Source organism: Amycolatopsis sacchari (assembly GCF_900114035.1).
In the GTDB taxonomy this organism is placed as follows: domain Bacteria; phylum Actinomycetota; class Actinomycetes; order Mycobacteriales; family Pseudonocardiaceae; genus Amycolatopsis_E; species Amycolatopsis_E sacchari.
Genome location: NZ_FORP01000030.1, coordinates 1 through 19,566, shown reverse-complemented (window position 1 = coordinate 19,566; position 19,566 = coordinate 1). Strand labels below are relative to the sequence as shown.

The window sequence follows — 19,566 nt, the reverse complement described above, 5'->3', positions numbered from 1 at the left end:
CGTCAGGCAGACTGCTCCGCGTGAGCGGAACGGTTCTCGTCCTCGGTGGGCGCAGTGAGATCGGCCTGGAAGTCGCGCGCAGGCTGGCCGAGCCCGGCAGGAAGATCGTGCTGGCCGCACGGCGCAGCGCGGACCTCGGCGAACAGGAGGCCGCGCTGCGCGAGGCCGGTGCGGCGGACGTCGTCCGCGTCGAGTTCGACGCGGACGACCTCGCGAGCCACCGGACCGTGCTCGAGCGGGTCGCCGCCGAGCACGGTCCGCTCGACGTCGTGGTGGTGGCCTTCGGCATCCTCGGCGACCAGCGGCGCGCCGAGGCCGACGCGGCACACGCCGCGGCCATCGCGCACACCGACTACCTCGCCCACGTCCACGTGCTGACCGAACTCGTGAACCTGTTGAAGGCACAGGGTTCGGGGCGCATCGTGGTGTTCTCCTCCGTCGCCGGGATCCGGGTCCGGCGGGCGAACTACGTGTACGGCTCCGCCAAGGCCGGGCTCGACGGCTTCGCCAGCGGCCTGGCCGACGCGCTGCACGGCGGTCCGGTCAAGCTCCTGCTCGTGCGGCCGGGCTTCGTGATCGGCCGGATGACCGCGGGCATGCCGCCGGCGCCGTTCTCCAGCACGCCCAGCCAGGTCGCCGACGCGACCGTCTCGGCGCTGCGGCGCGGGCGCGGCGAGGTGTGGGTCCCCGCCGTGCTCCGCCCCGTCTTCTTCGCTATGCGACTGGTTCCCCGGACCGTTTGGCGACGGCTGCCTCGGTGACCGGCGCCAGCGCGCCCTCGGCGTCGCCCGGCAGCCGCTTCTGCACCCGGCCGAGCGCGAACAGCAGGCCGGACATCAGCAGCGGGAACAACGCGAACACGTAGAACGTGCCCTTGGCACCCAGCCCGTTGTCCATGATCACGCCCGCGAGCCAGGGACCGAGCATCGCGCCGAACTTCGCGATCGAGGTCGCCCACGCGGCGCCGTTGGCCCGGATCGCCGGCCGGTAGAAGATGCCCGAGATGCTGTGCATCCCGCCGTGCCCGCCGACGATGAACAGTTGCGCGAGCAGCAGGACCGCGATGTAGAGCGGCTTGTCCAACGGCGCGAGCCCGATCAGCAGCAGGCACGGCACGCCGAGCAGCGGCATGAACGCGATCGTGCCCGCCCCGCGCCGGTCGATGAACCGGCCGATCAGGATCTGCCCGACCGCACCGCAGACCGAGGCCACTGCCGCGACCGTCGCGGCCGCGGAGGTCGAGAACCCGAAGCGCTCGTTGAGGATCGGGGTCCAGAACGCCAGGTAGAACACGACCGCCGACGAGCAGATGTAGGCGATCCACAGCAGGCTGGTGATCGTCCTGAGCCGGTCGCGGAACAACTGCGCCGGCGTGAACCGCTTCTTGTCGACGATCCCGGCGACGAACCGGGTGCCCTGCTCGAACCGCAGCGACGGATCGATGCGGCGCAGGATCTTCGCGATGCGGTCCTGCTTGAGGTCCTTCTGCGCCAGGAACTTCACCGACTCCGGCAGCACGAGCGCCACCGGGATCACCATCAGCAGCGAGGCCACACCACCCGCGACGAACACCGACTGCCAGCCGAACTCCGGGATCAGCAGGTTCGACACCGGGCCGCCCGCCGCGGTGCCGAGACTGTACCCGAACATGATCACCACGACGGACGTGGACCGGAACCGCGCGGGTGCGAACTCCGTGTTCAGGGCCCACGTCAACGGCAGCACGCCACCGAGGAACAGGCCCGAGACGAAGCGCAGCACCGCGAGCTGCGTGTAGTCCGTCGCGAAGACGAACAGGATCATGAAGATGCCGAAACCGGTGGTGGCGACCAGGATCGACGGCCGCCTGCCGAGGCGGTCGCCGAGGTAGCCCATCGCCAGCCCGCCGATCAGCGTGCCGAAGATGCCGATGGTGCCCAGCGTGCCCAGCTGCGTGTCGGTGAGGGTGAACGCCTTCTTGATGTAGCGCCCGGCGAAGGACAGGATCTGCAGGTCGAACCCGTCCAGGAACGTGATACCCCACGAAACGGCGAACAGGCCGAGCCAGAACCGGCCCACCCGTTGTCTTTCGATGATCGGCAGGACGTCGACGGCGGGACTTGACATGGACACACTCCCTTGTGCGCTCAGGTGTGGACTACAGAGCCGGTTTGACCTCGACGACGCCCGCGTCGGCGTCGACGCGGACCCAGTCCCCCGTGGTGATCACCTCGACCGGGTCCCGGTCGAAGCCCGTCATGCTCGGCACCCGCGTGACGACCGCGCCCAGTGCGACCTTCGTCGTGAGGTGGGTGAACACCATCGCCAGCGGCGCCGTGCCCATCAGCCGGGTGCTCTGGAAGAAACCCGACCAGCCGGAAGACCCCTTGGCGCCGGGGAACACGAGGACCTTCCCGGCGAACGACACCCCGTACAGCTCGTGCCGTCGCTCGATGATCACGCCCTTCGCCGGGTCGATCCCGCCCCAGCCCGAGATCGTCTCGTGCGAGACGAGCGCCTCCCCCTCCACGACGCCGGGTACCACTCCCCTGCCACGCAACACGATGCTCATCGCAGCTCACCCCGCCAGCGGCCGGTGACGGCCGCGTCGACGCAGTCCTCCAGCGTGCCGAACCACGCCTCGATGCCGAGGATCGCGGGCAGGTAGTGCGCCTGCTTCGCCGAGTCCGTGGCGAAGACCCGCGTGCCGGGGGGCGCCGAGCGGGACATCGCGGGGCAGGAGTCCGACAGCACGCGACCGCCGGCCCGCTCGATGATCTCGGTGTAGCCACTGCGGTCCGCGACCACCTTGAGCGCACGTGGCACCATGATCCACAGCTGCGCCTTGAGCTTGCGGCCTTCGAGCGCGCGGGCCGCGCGCCAGATCTGGTCGATCGAGGCGTGCGGGCAGCCGAGCAGCACGAAGTCCACTTCGGTGTTGTCGCCCTGCGAGTTCAGGTCGTCGTACACCGCCTGGCGTTCGCGCTGTCCATAGTGGACAGACTCGGGCAGCGCGGCACCACCGAACGCCGCTTCCACCGTCGGCGCCTCCGGGGTGACGCCGGGGATGTGGTACATCTCGACCCCGCCGCTGGACGCCGCCGCGGCGCCGAAGTGCTTGAGGTCCACCAGTTCCGGCTGCGCGAAGTCACCGATGATGACCGGACGCTCCTCCTGCACCAGGTCGCCCGCGAAGTAGCCGAGCAGGCCCCAGTCGAGGAAGTCCTTCACCGGCACGCGCACATCGATAAGGTGCGTGCCGCGACGGTTCTCCTCGTGGTGGTTGCCCCAGCAGGGGATCTTGCCGGTCAGGCTCGCCGCGCCGGTCGACGCGCCGCCCTCGCAGTTGGTACGGGCGCCCAGAACGGAGTTGGCGTACACCACCGCGGAGGACTCCATCCACGCGATGTGCTCACCGCGCACCGGCAGGTTGCCCACCTGGTACGGCGTGCACGTGGCGAGGATGTTGACGCCTTTGCGGCCGTAGAAGGATTCCGCGTCCGCCTGCAGTTCCACGTACTGCTTCGGGTACGGCGCGACGCCGACCGAGTCGTCGCTGAACCCGTGCTGCAGCTGGCACGTCGGCACCTTCATCGCCGGGACCTCGAAATCCCCGTCCGAATCGAGGTTGATCACGGCGTACGCCTTGTCCCACCCGTGCTCGGCGACGAGCTTCGCCTTCGCCGGGGACGGCTGCGTCATCGTGCCCGCGACGTTGCGCACGTCGCAGAACCGTTCGCAGTCCAGGGCTTCCGCGTAGCGGACGAGCAGATCCATCGCGGCGGCCACCGCGGGGCCCTCGGCCCCGTCGAGCATCGCCTTCTCCTCATCGGTCAGGTTCACCGCTGCAACTCCCTCTCCGGTACTCCTCTGTCCGCGGGGCGGGTCCCAGCACTCCGAAGCCGATCACCGAGATCCTCAGTGAACACGGGGCCGCCTGGTGCGAGCAAGGCGACATATGTTGCGTTCGCCCACGTCCTACCGAGCACGTAACACCGCACCTTCCTGGAGCGGCCGCACGGCGCTCCGGTAGAGGGCCAGCCAGCCCCGCGTTCCGTCCTGTGCACGAACCGATCCCGCCCGCCGTTCGGCCAGAACCTCTTCGGGCACCACGAGATCGACCGTGCGGGCCGCGACGTCGATCGCGATGCGGTCACCGTTCTCCACGAGCGCGAGCGGCCCGCCGTCCGCCGCCTCCGGCGACACCTCGCCCACGACGATGCCCTTGTTCACCAGCCCGGACAGCTGCCCGTCCGTGACCACGGCGACCTTCCCGGTCAGCCCGGCACCGTCCAAAGCGAACACCGGCCGCGAGGCCATTCCCATGCCAGGACTGCCTTTCGGCCCCTGCCCGCGCAGGACGAGGACGTGCCCCTCGCGGACTTCGCCGTTCCGCAGCCCGGCCAAGGCGTCCTCCGGCGACTCGTACACGACCGCCGTGCCCTCGAAGGACAACCGCCGCTTCTCGGCGACGGCGAGCTTCACGATCCCGGTGGCGGGCGCCAGGGAACCCCGCACCACGACCACGGTGGGCTGCCTGCCCATCGGGTCGCCGAGCGGTCTGATCACGTCCGGCTCCGCAACCGCCACGCCCGCCAGCGTCTCACCCAGCGTGCGGCCCGTGATCGTCACGGTTTCCCTGTGCAGCAGGGGTTCCAGCTGTTTGAGGACCGCGGCCGCGCCACCGGCGGCCTCGAACTGCTCGATCGAGTGCGGGCCGTTGGGTCGCACCGCGGACAGCGGAGGCACCTCGTCGGCGTACCGTTCGAAGAGCCGGCACACGTCCACATCGGACTCCGCCTCGGCGGCGACGGCCTGCAGGTGCTTGACGCAGTTGATCGAACCGCTGATCGCCAGCACCACCATCACGGCGTTGGCGAACGCGGCCGGGGTCAGCACGTCGCGGGGTTTCAGCCCTTCCCGCACCATCTCGACGACGCGGTACCCGGCGTCCTCCACCGCCTGCCACATCTTGGGGCTGTTCGCCGCGACCGGGGTCGTGCCCGGCAGGGCCATGCCCAGCGCCTCGCACACGATGTGCATCGAGTTCGCCGTGCCCATCCCGGCACACACCCCGGGGCCGCGCACGGCCTGCTCGCTCATCTCGGTCAGCTCGTCGATCCCGAGCCTGCCCTGCGCGACGTGCCCGGCGGCGAGGAACACGTCCTCGATGTCGCAGTGCTCGCCGCGGAACGTGCCACACGGCTGGTACCCGCACGGCACCACGACCGTCGGGATGTCCAGCCGCCCGGCAGCCATCAGGTGCGCGGGCGCGGTCTTGTCGCAGGAGGCCAGGCACAGCATGCCGTCGAGCAGCGCACCCTCCACCGCGGCCTCGATGTCGTTCACCATCAGGTCGCGGCTGGCCAGGATGTAACCGCCGCGGCCGCCCGCGCTGTGGATGAAGTCCGACGGCGCGGTGGTGCGCACCTCGAACCCGACGCCGCCCGCCGCGCGGATGGCCTCCTTCGCCCAGCGCGCCACCTGGTCGAGGTGGCTGTAGCAGATCGCCAGGTCCGAGGACGAGTTCACCACCGCGATCTTGGGCTTCTCCATGTCCTCATCGGACAGTCCCAGCGCCCGCCACTGCGCGCGCCTGGTGGCCCACCGGGAGCTGCCCCTCTCGAAGTTGCTCCGCAGTTCCACGGCTTCAGTCCAGGTTCTCGCTGAGCCGGTCGTGCAGCTCGTCCGGCCGCACGTCGTGCACGCTCTCCTTGCCCGCCAGGTCGAGCGCGTGCGCAGCGCCCATGCCCATCGCCGCGCACGGCCCCATGACGCGGATGCTCGACAACGCCGCGGCGTCGCCGTCCACGCAGCGGCCCGCCGCGACGAGGTTGTGCACGTCGGGCGGGAGCATGCTGCGCAGCGGCACGTAGTGCACGTGGTCGGCCTCGAACAGCTCCCACACGTAGCCCTCGGGCCGGTCGTGCAGCTCGATCGGCCACGCCGTGCGCGCGACGGAGTCCTCGAAGCGGTGGCCCGTGCGGACCTCGTCGAGGGTCAGCTGGTGCACCGCGGCGAGCCAGCGGGTCTGGCGGCGGCCGGGGAAGCCGTAGGCGCGCACCTTCGCGTTGCCGAACGCCTTCGGGTACTCGGTGCGCAGGAAGTGCACCACGCGGTCGGCCTGCGCCTTGCCCTCCAGCTGCGCGTCGGAGGCGGCGACGGGGTCGAGCGGCGCCTCGATGTGGGTCATGTTCATGACCGCGGTGTTGCGCCCGGGGAAGAAGAACGCGAGCCCGTCGTGGCGCATCAGGCCGTACTCCTCGGCCTTCGCGTCGACCCGTGCGGCGAGTTCCTTCGCGTCGGGTTTGTGGGTCTCGTCGAGGTGTTCGAGGACGATCTGCTGGGAGCCGTAGATCGTGCGTTCCGGGATCCGGCACGGCAGCCCGGCCTCCCACGCGAGGGCCGCGTCACCGGTCGAATCGACGAAACCGGTGGCACGGACGGTGACGGTGCCGTAGCGCGTCGCGAAGGACACCGTCTCGATGCGGCCCTCGTGAAGTTCGACGCCCTGGATCACCGCGCCGACGACCACCCGGATGCCCAGCTGCCGGATCCGCTCCTCGATCCAGCGGCCAAGCACCACCTCGTCGTACTGCACGGTCATCGTGTGGCCGCGGTTGAAGTGCAGGTCGCCGGTCGGCCCCAGGTCGGCGAAGATCTCGTCGAACATGCCGTGCGTGAGCTGGCGGTATTCGGGCGCGTTGCCGAACACGCCGCAGAACAGGCCGATCAGCGAGTTGACCATCTGCCCGCCGAGCACGGGCTGCGCGTCGACCAGGACGACGTCGCGCCCGAGCTTGGCGCTTTCGATGGCGGCGGAGGTGCCGGCGACACCCGCGCCGACGACGCACACGTCGGCGGTGATCTCGTGCGCCGGCGCGACCGCCGGCTTGCGGACGGTGTGCACGGCGAGCTGGGTCAACGGATGCGGCATCGACGCTCCTGTCTACGGTGACGGGACTCACGTCGACACTAGAAACCGTTGTGCGCCAGAGAGAAATAACTCCTTCGGCTAGTCGGTATCGACCGGGTTTATGGTTCAGCCGCCGAGCAGGCCGCCGATGGCGTTGAGCAGGCCACCCAGCAGGCCCGGGTTCTTCTCCGGCTCCTGCGCGGGCTTCGACGAGGAAGGCGTCGAAGCGGGCGGCTGCACGTTCTGCGGCGGCGGGCTGCTGGTGGTCGTCTGCGGCGGCGGGTCGGACCGCGTGGTCGTCGTGCCCGTCGAGCCGGACGTGCTGCTGTCGGCGGTGGACGAGCCGGCGGGCTGCGACGCGACCGGCGCCTGACCGCCGGACGACGTGTTCTCCTGGCCGCTGGACGCGCTGCGGGCCTGACCGCCCGTCGAAGCGGTGTGCGTGCCGGAGGACGACGTGCCGGCGGTGCTGCCGGACGTCGAAGCGCCCGTGGTGCCGTCGACCGTGGTCGTCTCGCTGGAGGCGAGGCTCGGCGAGGAGGCGACGCTCGTGACGGGCTCGGGGCCCACGACGGGGCCTCCAGCACCACCCGCGGCGTTCGCCGCCGAATCGTGCAGCTGGCCGGTGCTCAGCGCGGTCACGGCCACCCCGGCGAGTGCGGCGACCCCGGCGGCGAGCACGCCCACGCGGCTGGCCTTCCGGCGGTCCCAGCGGCCTTCGCGGCGGAGCAGCTCGGCCACGGGGATGCGTTCGGTCGGGGCGTCATCGACGGGGTCCTTCACGACGGGCAGCTCCTGCGTGACGCCTTCACGCCGCAGCAGCTCGGCGACGGTCAACTGCTCGCCGTCGTCACCCTGTCGGGAATTCACCTCATTACTCGGCACACTCACGACCCTCTCGTTCGTCACTGTCAGCAACATACTTAACCGTCGTTACCAGTTCGTTGTCATCATCGTGACGACCGTCACAGACTTTGGTGGCGACTTTCGACTCTCCGTGAAGTCGAGGTAGCGGAAGTGGAACCACCGGGGAGGCCGTACCGTAGGGGCATGCGGCGTAACCCGTTCGGCTGGATGTCGCGCTGGGCCGACTGGTTCGAGCAGCGCGGCGTCTACGTGCCCGGCGAGGACAACCACACGGTGGACCCGTGGCGCGACTTCGGCTGGCTGATCGTCGTGTGGGTCCTCGCGGTCGGCGGTTTCATCCTGTTCTTCGCGCTCGCCACCTGACCCGGTGACGCCGCTCACCGCCGGTACCGTTCCGATCACGGATCGGCCACAGCCCTACACCAGGTGCGCCTCAACCCCGTGCCACGCCTCGCCGCGACGGGTCCGACCGGCCAGAGTGGACGGGTCCCCCCGGCAGAAGTGCCTACCCCGAACGGCGCAGCCGGAGGCGACTTTGACGAGTAAAGGAAGTTGCCGCTGTGCGCACCCCGAGGCACGTCCTGGCCGCGGCCGCCCTCATCGGGCTGGTCGCGTGCGGCGCGCCCGCGCAGACCGCCACCGTGGCGCGGAACGAGGCGGGCAGCCCGGCCGTGCAGGCGGCGCCGGTGCCCGCCCAGCAGGTGCTGGACTTCGGTGGCCAGTACCGCTTCGCCGACGGGATCACGATCTCGGTGTCCACGCCCAAGTCGTTCCAGCCGAGCGTCAGCGCGTACCCCCACAGCGACCGCGCGGCCGCCTTCGAGATCGCCGTCCGCAATGACGGGCCCCAGCCGTATCGCCTGTCGGGCCTGTCGGTGTCGGCCACCGTCGCCGGCACCGGCGCGAAGCAGCTCGTCGACCCCACGCAGGGCTACAGCGGCATCGTCGACGCGGGCAAGGATGTGCCGACCGGGCGTGACGTGCGGTTCACGCTGGCCTTCGCCGTGCCGGTGGAGCCCGCCGAGCTGAAGCTGTCGCTGAGGCCGACCGCCACGAGCGCCGTCGTCGCGGTGTACTGCGGGGCCGCCTGACCGGTTACGCTGCGCGGTATGCAGCGACTTTCTCCCGGCGATCCGGCTCCCGACTTCACCCTGCCCGACAGCGAGGGCAAGAAGGTTTCGCTCAGTGACTACCGGGGGCAGCGGGTCGTCGTGTACTTCTACCCGGCCGCGGGCACGCCGGGCTGCACCAAGCAGGCGTGCGATTTCCGAGACAACTTGGCAGAGCTGAACGGCGCGGGCTACCAGGTCCTCGGAATCTCGCCCGACAAGCCGGAAAAGCTCGCGAAGTTCGTCGAAGCGGAACAGCTGACCTTCCCGTTGCTGTCCGACCCGGAGAAGACGGTGCTCAATGAGTGGGGTGCCTTCGGGGAAAAGAAGAACTACGGCAGGATCATCCAGGGCGTGATCAGGTCCACCTTCGTGGTAGATGCGGAAGGAAAGATCGAGAAGGCCCTCTACAACGTCCGAGCCACAGGCCACGTAGCAAAACTGCTAAAAGACCTGGAAATAGCGGGCTAAAAGAAAACAGCGCCCCGGCCACCCACCCACCGCCACCGAGCAACGCGAACGCGAGCGGCCCCACGCCCCGCTCCTCCCCCGCCTCGATCCCCAGCTGCTAAACACTCAAGGATCGGGGCGGGGGAGGGGCCGCGTGAGCAGGGCGCGCAGCGCCCGGTGGACCCGGTGCCTGGGCACTCAAGCGAGCACAAAAGACAAAAGAAAAAAGAATGCCTCGCCGGCGGGCAATACCGCTAAGTTTAGGCGAGTTTCCGCAGCTCAGAGGCGTTTGGAGGCGTCGCCCACAGAGCGGTCACACCCCGACAGAACAGTTGCCTCAATTGAAGATTCCCCTCAACCGCAACGGCGACTGTCTTAAGTGGAGAACCGCCTAACCGGCGGGAACGACTGAACAGAGCCTCCGGTAACGCCCTGACCAGGTAAAACGTACTAACTTAGCGGTATTGGCCGGCGGGCAGGCTCCAGGATGATCGGGGCCCAAAGGGATCTCACCTGGGGTGGGTGGTCGAGTTGAGTGATCATCCCGTCGCCTGCGGTTTGTGCATATTACTTTGAGGACCAGCCGCAAGCTTGGCAAGGCACGCGCCGGTTGGTAAAAAAGGTTGCGGCTGCCCCTCAAAGTGATCCACCGGTATCAGGCGACGGGATGATCACCCAACTCTGGGTGGGCATGCGGGAGCTTTCGCTCCCTCAAAGCGACTTGGTCCGGTAAGCCTCCACCAACTGCCGCTCCGCGTCATCCAGATACTCCCGCAACAAACGTTCCGCCTCATTTCCGTGCCCGCGTTGCAGGGCCTGGAGGATCTGCCGGTTCCTGGCGAGGTACGGCTCGTGGAAGGGTTGCGGATCGGCCATCACGTGGAACACCAGGCGTAGCTCGGCGAGCAGGCCGCGCATCAGTTCGTCCACGCGCGGGCTGCCGGCGAGCGTGCACAGTGCCTGATGGAAGTGGATGTCCGCCGTGCCCAGCTCCCGCCACGACTGCCGCGCCGCCGCTGCTTCGCCCGCCTCGACCGCGGCCGCGACGGGGGCGAGCCGGTCGCCTGGCGGGCTCTGCACTTCCCGCACGATCGAGCACTGGACGAGCTTCCGCAGCCGGTACAGGTCCGCGACATCCGCCTCCGACAACATCCGCACGAACACCCCGCGGTTCAGCTCGTGCACCAGCAGCCGTTCGTGCGTGAGCAGCCGGAACGCCTCCCGCAAGGTGTTGCGCGAGACCCCCAGCGCCCCGCCGATCGCCTCCTCCGACAACCGGGTGCCCGGCGGGAAGTGGCCCTCGGTGATGCGTGTCCGGAGCACGTCGGCCAGCCGCTCGGCCGTGCTCGTCCTGCTGAGTACCGAACGGTCACCCACCAGGACGGCGATGGGATCGACGGCGGGAACGTCGGTGCTCACAGGGGCCTCCGGGGCAGAACAAGCTGGTCAGCGCCAGTTAACCAGCATCATCGCCCGCAATTCAACAAGCGGATCGTGCGATCGAAGCATTGACGGATCGTTGAACAATCCTTACCGTTCCTATTTCCGCACCTCTCCAGATCGGAACCCGCGATGACCGTTCCCAGCACCGACCGGAAGTCCCTGCGGCGCGCGTTCGTGGCGAGCCTGTCCGGCACGACCCTCGAGTACTACGACTTCGCCGTCTACTCCGTGGCGTCGGCGACGATCCTCGGCAAGCTGTTCTTCCCGTCCTCGGACGAGCTGGCGAGCACGATGCTGGCGTTCTCCACGTACGCCGTGGGGTACGTCTCGCGGCCGCTGGGCGGGTTCCTGTTCGGCAGGCTCGGGGACATCCTCGGCCGCAAGCAGGTGCTGGTGTTCACGCTGCTGCTCACCGGCGTCGCGACGTTCCTGATCGGTGTGCTGCCGACGCACGCGACGTTCGGCGCCGGGGCCGCGATCCTCCTGGTGCTGCTCCGCTTCGCCCAGGGCGTGGGCGTCGGCGGCGAGTGGGGTGGCGCGGTGCTGCTGTCCAGCGAGTTCGGCGACCCGAAGCGCCGCGGGTTCTGGGCCTCGGCGGCGCAGATCGGGCCGCCCGCCGGCACGCTGCTGGCCAACGGCGTGCTCACCCTGCTCGGCGTGGTCCTGACCAAGGCACAGTTCGAGTCGTGGGGCTGGCGGATCGCGTTCCTGCTGTCCGCCGTGCTCGTGCTGTTCGGGCTGTGGCTGCGCATGCGGCTGGAGGAAACACCCGTGTTCCAGCGGATCGCCGAGCGGGGCGAGCGTCCGAAGGCGCCCGTGCGCGAGGTGGTCCGGGAGGAGCCGCGAGCCCTCATCACGGGCATCCTCGTGCGCATCTGCCCCGACGTGCTGTACTCGCTGTTCACCGTCTTCGTGCTGACCTACATGACGACGCAGCTGGGCCTGCCGAAGAACCAGGGCACGCTCGCGGTGATGATCGGGTCCGCGTGCCAGCTGTTCCTGATGCCCGCGTTCGGCGCGCTGTCGGACCGCATCAGCCGCCGCACGCTCTACCTCGTCGGGACGGTCGCCGCCGCCGTGTGGCCGTTCCTGTTCTTCCCGCTGGCGAACACGCGCTCGATCGCCGCGATCATCGTCGGCGTCGTCGTCGCGCTCGCCATCCACGCCCTGCTCTACGGGCCGCAAGCTGCGCTGATCACCGAGCAGTTCTCCGCCCGCCTGCGCTACACCGGCAGCTCACTCGCCTACACCCTCGCCGGGGTCGTCGGCGGCGCGATCGCGCCGCTGGTGTTCACCGCGCTGCTCGCCGGGTTCGGCACGTGGGTGGTCGTCGCGCTGTACCTGGCGTTCACCGGCGTGCTCACGCTCACCGGGGTGCTGCTCAGCCGGAAGACGCGGGTGGTGGACCCCGAGCCCGTCGGAGCCCGGCCATGAGGATCGACCTGAACTGCGACGCCGAAGGCAGGCTGCCGGATGTCCTGACCGCCGCGAACGTGCGCTGCGGCTGCCACGCCGGGGCCGCGCGCACGATGCGTGAGGTGTGCGAGGCCGCCGTCAAACGCGGTGTGGCGATCGGCGCGCTCGTGGGCTACCGGCACGGCGCGGACGTGACGGAAACCGAGCTCGTCGACGACGTGCTCTACCAGCTCGGGGCCCTCGACGCGATCGCGGGTTCGGCCGGTGGCGAGGTCCGCTACGTCAAGGCGCGCGTCCGCGACGAGCACGCCGCGGCCGTCGTCGACGCGATCTGGCAGTACGACCCGCAGCTGCCCGTGCTCGGTCCGCCGGGCTCGGCGTTGCTGCGGCACGCCGCGGAAAACGGGCTCGTCACGGTCGTGGAAGCGTTTCCCGACCGGCACTACCACCCGGACGGCCACCCTTTGCCCGGCGCGCCACTGTCCAATCCGGACGAAATCGCGTCGCGCTGCCTCCGCCTGGTGACGCGGGGAGAGGTCGTCGCCGTGGACGGCACGGTCATCCCGCTGCGCGCGGACTCCCTTTCCGTGCACGGCGACAACTCCACGACCGTCCACCGCGCGCTGGACGCGGCCGGGGTGGAGTTGCGCAGCTTCGCCTAGCCGGCCAGGACCGGACGGTACGCTGAGCGTGTTCATCCGATCGGCTCCGGAGCAGATTCCATGAAGACCGCACCAGCGGGAGAGGACGGGAACAGGCAGCGCTCCCGGCGGCGGCTGACCGTGGCCGTGAAGAACTCGCTGCGCGAGCTGCGCACCCAGCTTTCGCTGCTGCACCACCAGGTCTCCACGCACGTCGAGCTGAACGACGTCGACCTCGACTGCCTGGAGCTGATCACCCGCCTCGGCCCGATCAGCCCGAGCGCACTCGCCCGGGCAACCGGTCTGCATCCGGCCACCATGACCGGCATCATCGACCGGCTGCAGCGTGGCGGCTGGGCGGTGCGCGAGCGCGACCCCGAGGCGACGGACCGCCGGGCGGTCACCGTCCGGGCCGTGCGCGACCGCAACGGCGAGCTCCTCAAGCTCTACTCGGGGATGAACTCCGCGCTGGACGAGATCTGCGCCGACTACACCGAGGCCCAGCTGCAACTTCTCGCCGACTTCCTGTCCCGCGCCACCGCGGCCGGTGTGGACGCGACCAGGGATCTCACCAAGCGCTGAGGCGACCGGGCCTGCTCAGGCGTTCTCGCTCGACCTCATAACGTATGAAAAACATATAGTATGAGTCCCATACGAACTGCTACGGTGGGTTCATGACCCAGCAAACGCGCAAGGCGCAGAGCTACCGCCGGACGGTCAACAGGATCAACAAGGTCATCGCCGGGCTGCAGCGGCTCGGCATCGCCTTCGGGCCGACGCAGCTGCTCACCGTGACGGGGCGCCGCTCCGGACAGCCCCGCACCTTTCCGCTGGCTGTGCTTTCCCTGGCGGGCGGCCGGTACCTCGTCCAGGCGTTTCCGAACGCCGCATGGGTGGCCAACGCGCGGGCCGCGGCGCAGGCCGCCGAGGTGGTCACGCTGACCCGTGGGCGCCGCAGGTCCACGGCCCGGCTGGTCGAAGTCCCAGTGCCGGAGCGCGGCCCGCTGCTGCGCGAGGTCGTGCGCACACAACCGGCCAGCGCGGCCCAGCGCTACGTGACCAACGGGCTCGCCGAGGCACCCACTGCCGACGCGGTGGCCGCGGCTGCCGACCGGATCGCGGTGTTTCGCATCGAGCAGCTCTGACGCGACAAGTTTCGCGCGAAAAGGTGCCGGGCTCAGGCAGCCGCCCAGCCCGCCAGCCAGGACAGCAGCCGGCCCTGCGACCAGCACCGGCCGACGGCCTCGGCGTGCAGCGCCTGCCCTCCCAGCACCGCCAGCCCGAGGATGCTGTGCCCGGACGCGTGGCGGTCGCCGAACGTCGGGATCGCCGGCGCGACTCCGACCCCCTCCGCCGAGACCCACGCCACCGTCCGGCCGACCGCCGCGGAATCGAGCCGCTGCAGGAAACGCAGGCGGTCTTCGAGCGAGAACCGCGACAGGGCCCACGTCGTCGTGACGACGGGCAGGGCGTCCGCGGGCACCTGGGAGAAGGCGTCGGGCAGCACCTCGATCGCGTCGCCGCGCAGCAGCGTCGGCGGGTTCTGCGCCGCCAACGCCAGCTCCGCGTCGAGCAGTTCCCTCCGCTCCGGCTGATCCGGCCACACGCACGCACGCAGCCACCGGGCTTCGTCCTCGTCGCTCACGTCCACCGGCTCGGCGTCGATGCCGATCCGCGCGACGACCTCGGGCACCGCCTGCGACGGCACCGGCCGGTCCCCCACGATCGACGCCGACAGCCGCACGGGAGACGCCGGATCGCCCAGCGACTGCCCGTTGTCGTAGCTGACGTGCGCACGGTCGACGTTCAGGTTGAACCCGGCCGAGCAGCCGACGTCGATGAGCCCGACCGCCTCCACGCCCACGCGCCGCGCCGCCTCCGCGATCAGCGGGTACAGCACTGTGTGGCGCCCCTTCTCGTCGGCACGCAGCGGCCGAGGGGCCACAACGGCCGTCCCCAGCAGGGTGTCGAGCGCCGCGACCACGGCAGCATCCGCGTCCCCGGCGGCATAGGCCGCGGCCAGCGCGGGTGCGCGCCCGGCGAGGGCGAGGTCGTGCAGCGCGGCGAGGACCAGCGCGGGGTGCCGCTTGCGTGCGGGCATCCCTTCGATGACCCGCAGCGCCGCTTCGGACTCGCTCAGCGCGACCGCGACCCGCTCGTACACGGTCCCGGCCGCGTCGGTCTCACCGAACCGCCGGTAGCGCTCGGCGAGCGCCGGCATCAGACGAGCGTGCCCAACGCGGGCAGCAACGCACGCAGCGCCCGCCCACGGTGGGAAACCGCGTCCTTCTCCGCCGGGTCCAGCTCGGCCGACGTCCGGGTCCCGCCCTCGGGCACGAAGATCGGGTCGTAGCCGAAACCGTTGGTACCACGGGGTTTCCGCACGATCCGGCCGCGCCACTCCCCTCGCACGACGGTCTCCTCGCCGCCGGGGACGACGAGTGCGGCGGCGCAGACGAACGCCGCACCCATCCGCTCGTCGGGGGTGTCGGCGGTCTGCGCCAGCACGAGTTCCAGGTTCGCCTGGTCGTCGCCGTGCCGCCCGGCCCACCGCGCCGACAGCACGCCCGGCATCCCGTTGAGGGCGTCCACGGAGATCCCCGAGTCGTCGGCCACGGACGGCAGACCCGTCGCGGCGGCCGCGTCCCGCGCCTTCGCCAGCGCGTTCTCCTCGAAGGTCGCCCCGGTCTCCGGCGCCTCGGGGAACTCGGGGACGTCCGCGAGCCCGAGCACCTCGATCCCGGAAATCCGCTCCGCTTCGAGGATCCGGCGCAGCTCACCCAGCTTCTTGGCGTTGCGGGTCGCCAGCAGGAGCCGCGTCACTTCGAGCCCTTCGACTTCTTGCCGGTCCGCGGCTCGGGCAGCTCGCCGGGGTAGGGCTCCTCCAGCGCCGCGGTCTGCTTGCGCGTCAGCTCCTCGCAGCCGGCCAGCGCCATGTCCAGCATCTTGTCCAAAGTGGACCGCGTGAACGTCGCGCCCTCACCGGTGCCCTGCACCTCGATGAGCGTGCCCGCGTCGGTGGCCACCACGTTCAGGTCGACCTCGGCACGCGAGTCCTCCTCGTACGGCAGGTCCAGCCGGACCCGCCCGTCGACGACGCCGACGCTGACGGCGGACACCATCGCGGACAGCGGCTTCGGGTCGGCGAGCCGCCCGGCCGCGGCGAGCCAGGTGACCGCGTCGTGCAGCGCCACGTAGCCGCCGGTGATGGCGGCCGTGCGCGTCCCGCCGTCGGCCTGGATGACGTCGCAGTCGAGGTGGATCGTGTTCTCGCCGAGCGCGGACAGGTCGATGCACGCCCGCAGCGACCGGCCGATGAGGCGGCTGATCTCGTGCGTGCGGCCGCCGATGCGCCCCTTGACCGACTCGCGGTCGCCCCGGTCGTGGGTGGCCGAGGGCAGCATCGCGTACTCGGCGGTGACCCAGCCCAGCCCCGAGCCGGTGCGCCAGCGCGGCACCCCTTCGGTCACGCTCGCCGCACACAGCACGCGGGTCTTGCCGAACTCGACCAGCACCGATCCCGCGGGCCAGTCCTGGAAGCCCCGCGTGATCTTCACCTCGCGGAGTTCGTCGTCGTTCCTACCGTCTTTTCGTGGCACGGGTGCAGACTAGAGCACCTCGTAGGTGGCGCTCTGCTCGACGAGCTCCGCGGCCGGGAACTCGCCCTTGGCCTCGGCGAGGATGGCCGCCGCGTCGCTCCACGGTGCCACGTGCGTCAGCAGCAGCCGCCCGGCGCCGGCCCGGCGGGCCAGCTCCCCCGCCTGCCGCCCGGACAGGTGCACGCCCGGCGGCCGCCCGGGCGCATCGGTCCAGGTCGCCTCGGCGAGCAGCACGTCCGCACCCTCGGCGAATTCGTCGAGGGCCGCGCACGGGCCGGTGTCGCCGGTGTACGCGAGCGTCCGGCCGCCGTGGCTGATCCGCAGGCCGAAGGCCTCGGTGGGGTGGTCGACGGGGATCGCCCGCAGCTCGAAGGGGCCGACTTCCACCGGTGCCGCACCGAGGGCGTGGAACTCGTACACGTCGGACAAATCGGTCTCGGCGAGCTCGGTGTCGTTCGGCGCATACGCTTTCGCGAGCCGGTCGGGCGCGTTTTCGGGTGCGTGCACGGGCAAGCGGCGCTCGGTGACGTCGTAGGGCGGGTCGGGGTGGTAGCGGCGCAGCACGGTGAGGGCGCCGAAGTCCGCGCAGTGGTCGGGGTGCAGGTGCGACAACGCGAGTGCGCCGAGTTCGAACGGGTCGTGGTGGGTCTGCAGCTCCGCGAACGTGCCGTTGCCGAGGTCCAGTCCGAACAGGAAGCCCTCGGCCTCGACGAGGTAGCCGGACGCCGCCTTACCGGGACCGGGAACGCTGCCCGAGCAGCCCAGGATCGTCAGTCGCACAGGCGTCACCCTGCCACGTCAGCGGGACGCGGGCGAGAGCACACCGGGCGCGAAGCCCATGAACCGCTGCGCCAGCCGCGCGAACGGCTCGGGCGATCCGGTGGCGATGAACTCGTGCTGCGGCGGCGTGTCGCGCTCGGCGAGCAGGTCGCGTTCGGTGAGCACGCGCACGACGTCCTTCGCGGTCTCCTCGGCACTGGACACGAGGGTCACCTCGGGTCCCATGACGATCTGCAGGACGCCGCTGAGCAGCGGGTAGTGCGTGCAGCCGAGCACGAGCGCGTCCACTTCGGCACGCAGCAGCGGTTCGAGGTAGCCCTGGGCGAGCCCGAGGATCTGGCGCCCGGAGGTGATGCCGCGCTCGACGAAGTCCACGAAGCGGGGGCAGGCGACGCTGGTGACGGTCACGTCCTTGGCGGCGGCGAACGCGTCCTCGTAGGCGCGGGAGCGGATCGTGCCCTCGGTGCCGATCACGCCGATCCGGCCGGTGTGGGTGGCCGAGACCGCACGCCGGACGGCGGGCAGGACGACCTCGACGACGGGCACGTCGTAGCGCTCGCGGGCGTCGCGGAGGCACGCGGCGGAGGCGGTGTTGCAGGCGATCACGAGTGCCTTGACCCCGTCGTCGACGAGGTCGTCGAGCGCGGCGAGCGCGAGTTCCCGCGCGCGGGCGATGGGCAGGGGGCCGTAGGGGTTGTGGGCGGTGTCGCCGACGTAGCGGAGCTGTTCGTGCGGCAGCTGCTCGAGGATCGCGCGCGCCACGGTCAACCCGCCGACACCGGAGTCGAAAACGCCGATCGGGGCCTCGGGAGTGATCACCCGGTTCAGGCTAGTCGCTTGCGTGCCTTCGACCGGTCGGCGGCCGCGGCGAACCACGCCGCCAGCACGCCGCCGAGCGCGCCGAACAGGTGCGCCTGCCAGGAGATGCCGGGGTTGCCGGGCAGCAGTCCCCACAGCGTCCCGCCCCACACGAGGAGCAGCCCCGCGGCGACGACCAGTTGCCCGAAAGCGCGGTTGAACAGGCCGCGGACCAGCAGGTACGCCAGCCAGCCGAACGCCAGCCCGGACGCCCCGATGGTCGAGGTGCCGCTGTCCCCCGTGAGCCACACGCCGAGCCCGCTGACCACCCAGATCAGCCCGGTCACGGCCAGCCACCGCCCGAGCCCCGACGCCAGCGCGAGGAAGCCGAACACCAGCACCGGGATCGTGTTGGCGAACAGGTGTCCCCAGCTACCGTGGAGGAGCGGCGCCCACGCGACGCCGTCCAGCCCGACGAGCGTCCGCGGCACGATGCCCTCGTCGTCCAGCCGGTGGTGCAGGCCCGCGTCGACGAGCTCGACGAGGTACAACAGCACGGTGAACGCGAGCACCGTGATCCCGGCCGTCTTGGAGTCGGCGGGCAGGACGCGCTTGGCCGGGTCGGCGGGAGCGGTGGGCGTGCTCATGTCCGCCACGGTACGGACCTGCGGGAACGCCGGCCTCGGGTGAAAACCCTGAATTCGGCGGAGACGCGCGGTGAGCTTTCGCTTGCGCTGCGTTGACCTGGTGCTTACGCCGCGGAAACAGCGGCCCGGTTCGCTGGGGGCCATTCCCACCACGGACCGGAGGACACCTTGACGAGCATCTACGAGCAGATCGGCGGCCAGGAAGCACTGATCACGGTCGTCGACGATTTCTACGAGCGCGTCCTGGCCGATTCGGAGCTCGAGGGCTTCTTCAGGGGCACCAACATGCCACGCTTGAAGGGCATGCAGGTCGAGTTCTTCGCAGCAGCCCTCGGCGGCCCGGACGAGTACAAGGGCCGCTCGATGAAGGAGGTCCACCGGGGCCGGGGCATTGAGCAGCACCACTTCGACCTGGTGGCGAAACACCTGACGGAAAGCCTGAGCGCGGCAGGCGTGCCGCAGGAAACGGTGGACACGATCATCGGCGCCATCGCCCCCCTGGCCCCAGAAATCGTCAGCTCCACGACGGCGGTTTAGCAACGCAATCGGACACCACCCACCGCCCACCGCGACCCAGCGACGCGAAGCGAGCGGCCACACCGCCCACACCCACCCCCGCCCCGATCCCCAGCCGCACTTACGGCCGATCCGGCGGGTCAAGAGTGGGCGAAGCCCATCCCGAAGGGACGCCGAAGGCGCTCTTGACGCGACGGATCGGCCGTGAACACTCAAAGATCGGGGCGGGGGTGGGGCCGCTCAAGCAGGGCGGTCACGCCCGGGAGACCCCGTGCCCGACTCGACCAGCAAGGAAGCCAGCCTAAAGATCAAAAGAATGCCTCGCCGGCGGGCAATACCGCTAAGTTTAGGCGAGTTTCCGCAGCTCAGAGGCGTTTGGAGGCGTCGCCCACAGAGCGGTCACAC

22 protein-coding genes are annotated in these 19,566 nt (G+C 70.3%); 9 read left to right on the top strand and 13 right to left on the bottom strand.

Annotated elements, in window-relative coordinates; translation table 11 throughout:
- Positions 1–20 precede the first annotated feature (20 nt).
- Positions 21–761 (top strand): decaprenylphospho-beta-D-erythro-pentofuranosid-2-ulose 2-reductase, encoded by a 741-nt coding sequence (dprE2, locus tag BMZ92_RS32045; protein WP_091515365.1) that lies wholly within the window; start codon positions 21–23, stop codon positions 759–761.
- On the opposite strand, the gene BMZ92_RS32040 is transcribed toward dprE2, so the two are convergent.
- From BMZ92_RS32040 to BMZ92_RS32015, 6 genes are all read right to left on the bottom strand, one after another.
- Positions 715–2,106: an MFS transporter gene (locus BMZ92_RS32040; RefSeq protein ID WP_091515363.1), complete on the bottom strand. Its 1,392-nt coding sequence runs from the start codon at positions 2,104–2,106 to the stop codon at positions 715–717. The two genes, dprE2 and BMZ92_RS32040, sit on opposite strands and share 47 nt — an antisense overlap.
- Positions 2,107–2,137: 31 nt before the next feature.
- On the bottom strand, positions 2,138–2,551 hold the full coding sequence (locus BMZ92_RS32035) for an aconitase X swivel domain-containing protein (RefSeq protein WP_091515361.1): 414 nt from the start codon (positions 2,549–2,551) through the stop codon (positions 2,138–2,140).
- Positions 2,548–3,822, bottom strand: a complete 1,275-nt coding sequence (locus BMZ92_RS32030; protein ID WP_091515359.1) for an aconitase X — start codon at positions 3,820–3,822, stop codon at positions 2,548–2,550. Before BMZ92_RS32030 ends, BMZ92_RS32035 begins: the two co-directional genes overlap by 4 nt.
- A gap of 135 nt (positions 3,823–3,957) precedes the next feature.
- A complete protein-coding gene (gene ilvD / locus BMZ92_RS32025; RefSeq protein ID WP_245783386.1) occupies positions 3,958–5,625 on the bottom strand; it encodes a dihydroxy-acid dehydratase in 1,668 nt (555 codons plus the stop codon).
- A gap of 4 nt (positions 5,626–5,629) precedes the next feature.
- A complete protein-coding gene (locus tag BMZ92_RS32020; RefSeq protein ID WP_091515357.1) occupies positions 5,630–6,916 on the bottom strand; it encodes an FAD-dependent oxidoreductase in 1,287 nt (428 codons plus the stop codon).
- A gap of 105 nt (positions 6,917–7,021) precedes the next feature.
- Complete coding sequence (locus BMZ92_RS32015; RefSeq protein ID WP_245783385.1) at positions 7,022–7,765, bottom strand: hypothetical protein; 744 nt, start codon at positions 7,763–7,765, stop codon at positions 7,022–7,024.
- A gap of 180 nt (positions 7,766–7,945) precedes the next feature.
- On the opposite strand from BMZ92_RS32015, the gene BMZ92_RS32010 reads away from it, so the two are divergent.
- From BMZ92_RS32010 to bcp, 3 genes are all read left to right on the top strand, one after another.
- The gene (locus BMZ92_RS32010) at positions 7,946–8,125 is read left to right on the top strand and encodes a hypothetical protein (RefSeq protein WP_143249994.1); all 180 of its coding nucleotides are present in this window, start codon (positions 7,946–7,948) and stop codon (positions 8,123–8,125) included.
- Positions 8,126–8,322: 197 nt separating this feature from the next.
- Positions 8,323–8,853, top strand: coding sequence for a hypothetical protein (locus BMZ92_RS32005; protein WP_245783384.1), 531 nt, complete (start codon positions 8,323–8,325; stop codon positions 8,851–8,853).
- Between the two features lie 18 nt (positions 8,854–8,871).
- Positions 8,872–9,342, top strand: coding sequence for a thioredoxin-dependent thiol peroxidase (gene bcp / locus BMZ92_RS32000; RefSeq protein ID WP_091515355.1), 471 nt, complete (start codon positions 8,872–8,874; stop codon positions 9,340–9,342).
- 690 nt (positions 9,343–10,032) lie between these two features.
- On the opposite strand, the gene BMZ92_RS31995 is transcribed toward bcp, so the two are convergent.
- Positions 10,033–10,740 (bottom strand): GntR family transcriptional regulator, encoded by a 708-nt coding sequence (locus BMZ92_RS31995; RefSeq protein WP_091515352.1) that lies wholly within the window; start codon positions 10,738–10,740, stop codon positions 10,033–10,035.
- 153 nt (positions 10,741–10,893) lie between these two features.
- Between BMZ92_RS31995 and BMZ92_RS31990 the strand changes: the two genes are divergently transcribed.
- From BMZ92_RS31990 to BMZ92_RS31975, 4 genes are all read left to right on the top strand, one after another.
- Positions 10,894–12,198 (top strand): MFS transporter, encoded by a 1,305-nt coding sequence (locus BMZ92_RS31990; RefSeq protein WP_091515350.1) that lies wholly within the window; start codon positions 10,894–10,896, stop codon positions 12,196–12,198.
- On the top strand, positions 12,195–12,842 hold the full coding sequence (locus BMZ92_RS31985) for a LamB/YcsF family protein (RefSeq protein WP_091515347.1): 648 nt from the start codon (positions 12,195–12,197) through the stop codon (positions 12,840–12,842). The genes BMZ92_RS31990 and BMZ92_RS31985 overlap by 4 nt, the downstream gene beginning before the upstream one ends.
- A 60-nt stretch (positions 12,843–12,902) precedes the next feature.
- Entirely contained in the window at positions 12,903–13,403 is a 501-nt protein-coding gene (locus BMZ92_RS31980) for a MarR family winged helix-turn-helix transcriptional regulator (protein ID WP_091515344.1), read from the top strand.
- A gap of 92 nt (positions 13,404–13,495) precedes the next feature.
- Positions 13,496–13,966: a nitroreductase family deazaflavin-dependent oxidoreductase gene (locus BMZ92_RS31975; protein ID WP_091515341.1), complete on the top strand. Its 471-nt coding sequence runs from the start codon at positions 13,496–13,498 to the stop codon at positions 13,964–13,966.
- A gap of 32 nt (positions 13,967–13,998) precedes the next feature.
- Here BMZ92_RS31975 and BMZ92_RS31970 read toward each other — a convergent pair whose 3' ends face one another.
- The 6 genes from BMZ92_RS31970 to BMZ92_RS31945 are packed head-to-tail and all read right to left on the bottom strand — an operon-like array spanning position 13,999 to position 18,645.
- Positions 13,999–15,042: a DUF2332 domain-containing protein gene (locus tag BMZ92_RS31970; protein ID WP_091515338.1), complete on the bottom strand. Its 1,044-nt coding sequence runs from the start codon at positions 15,040–15,042 to the stop codon at positions 13,999–14,001.
- Complete coding sequence (gene rdgB / locus BMZ92_RS31965; RefSeq protein ID WP_091515336.1) at positions 15,042–15,644, bottom strand: RdgB/HAM1 family non-canonical purine NTP pyrophosphatase; 603 nt, start codon at positions 15,642–15,644, stop codon at positions 15,042–15,044. Before rdgB ends, BMZ92_RS31970 begins: the two co-directional genes overlap by 1 nt.
- Positions 15,641–16,420, bottom strand: a complete 780-nt coding sequence (gene rph / locus BMZ92_RS31960) for a ribonuclease PH (protein ID WP_091515334.1) — start codon at positions 16,418–16,420, stop codon at positions 15,641–15,643. Before rph ends, rdgB begins: the two co-directional genes overlap by 4 nt.
- Before the next feature lie 9 nt (positions 16,421–16,429).
- The gene (locus tag BMZ92_RS31955; protein WP_091515331.1) at positions 16,430–17,200 is read right to left on the bottom strand and encodes an MBL fold metallo-hydrolase; all 771 of its coding nucleotides are present in this window, start codon (positions 17,198–17,200) and stop codon (positions 16,430–16,432) included.
- Between the two features lie 18 nt (positions 17,201–17,218).
- Positions 17,219–18,019 (bottom strand): glutamate racemase, encoded by an 801-nt coding sequence (gene murI / locus BMZ92_RS31950; RefSeq protein WP_091515328.1) that lies wholly within the window; start codon positions 18,017–18,019, stop codon positions 17,219–17,221.
- 5 nt (positions 18,020–18,024) lie between these two features.
- Positions 18,025–18,645 carry a rhomboid family intramembrane serine protease gene (locus BMZ92_RS31945; protein ID WP_091515326.1) on the bottom strand — a complete coding sequence of 207 codons (621 nt, stop codon included), beginning with the start codon at positions 18,643–18,645 and terminating at the stop codon, positions 18,025–18,027.
- Positions 18,646–18,813: 168 nt separating this feature from the next.
- Between BMZ92_RS31945 and BMZ92_RS31940 the strand changes: the two genes are divergently transcribed.
- Positions 18,814–19,182 carry a group I truncated hemoglobin gene (locus BMZ92_RS31940; RefSeq protein WP_091515324.1) on the top strand — a complete coding sequence of 123 codons (369 nt, stop codon included), beginning with the start codon at positions 18,814–18,816 and terminating at the stop codon, positions 19,180–19,182.
- The last annotated feature ends 384 nt before the right edge of the window (positions 19,183–19,566 follow it).

What these genes read in the sequence shown, in the direction of transcription:
- BMZ92_RS32040 (WP_091515363.1), bottom strand. Translation starts at nt 2,106, where the DNA reads ATGTCAAGTCCCGCCGTCGACGTCCTGCCGATCATCGAAAGACAACGG.
- BMZ92_RS32035 (WP_091515361.1), bottom strand. Translation starts at nt 2,551, where the DNA reads ATGAGCATCGTGTTGCGTGGCAGGGGAGTGGTACCCGGCGTCGTGGAG.
- BMZ92_RS32020 (WP_091515357.1), bottom strand. Translation starts at nt 6,916, where the DNA reads ATGCCGCATCCGTTGACCCAGCTCGCCGTGCACACCGTCCGCAAGCCG.
- BMZ92_RS32010 (WP_143249994.1), top strand. Translation starts at nt 7,946, where the DNA reads ATGCGGCGTAACCCGTTCGGCTGGATGTCGCGCTGGGCCGACTGGTTC.
- bcp (WP_091515355.1), top strand. Translation starts at nt 8,872, where the DNA reads ATGCAGCGACTTTCTCCCGGCGATCCGGCTCCCGACTTCACCCTGCCC.
- BMZ92_RS31990 (WP_091515350.1), top strand. Translation starts at nt 10,894, where the DNA reads ATGACCGTTCCCAGCACCGACCGGAAGTCCCTGCGGCGCGCGTTCGTG.
- BMZ92_RS31985 (WP_091515347.1), top strand. Translation starts at nt 12,195, where the DNA reads ATGAGGATCGACCTGAACTGCGACGCCGAAGGCAGGCTGCCGGATGTC.
- BMZ92_RS31980 (WP_091515344.1), top strand. Translation starts at nt 12,903, where the DNA reads ATGAAGACCGCACCAGCGGGAGAGGACGGGAACAGGCAGCGCTCCCGG.
- BMZ92_RS31975 (WP_091515341.1), top strand. Translation starts at nt 13,496, where the DNA reads ATGACCCAGCAAACGCGCAAGGCGCAGAGCTACCGCCGGACGGTCAAC.
- BMZ92_RS31970 (WP_091515338.1), bottom strand. Translation starts at nt 15,042, where the DNA reads ATGCCGGCGCTCGCCGAGCGCTACCGGCGGTTCGGTGAGACCGACGCG.
- BMZ92_RS31945 (WP_091515326.1), bottom strand. Translation starts at nt 18,645, where the DNA reads ATGAGCACGCCCACCGCTCCCGCCGACCCGGCCAAGCGCGTCCTGCCC.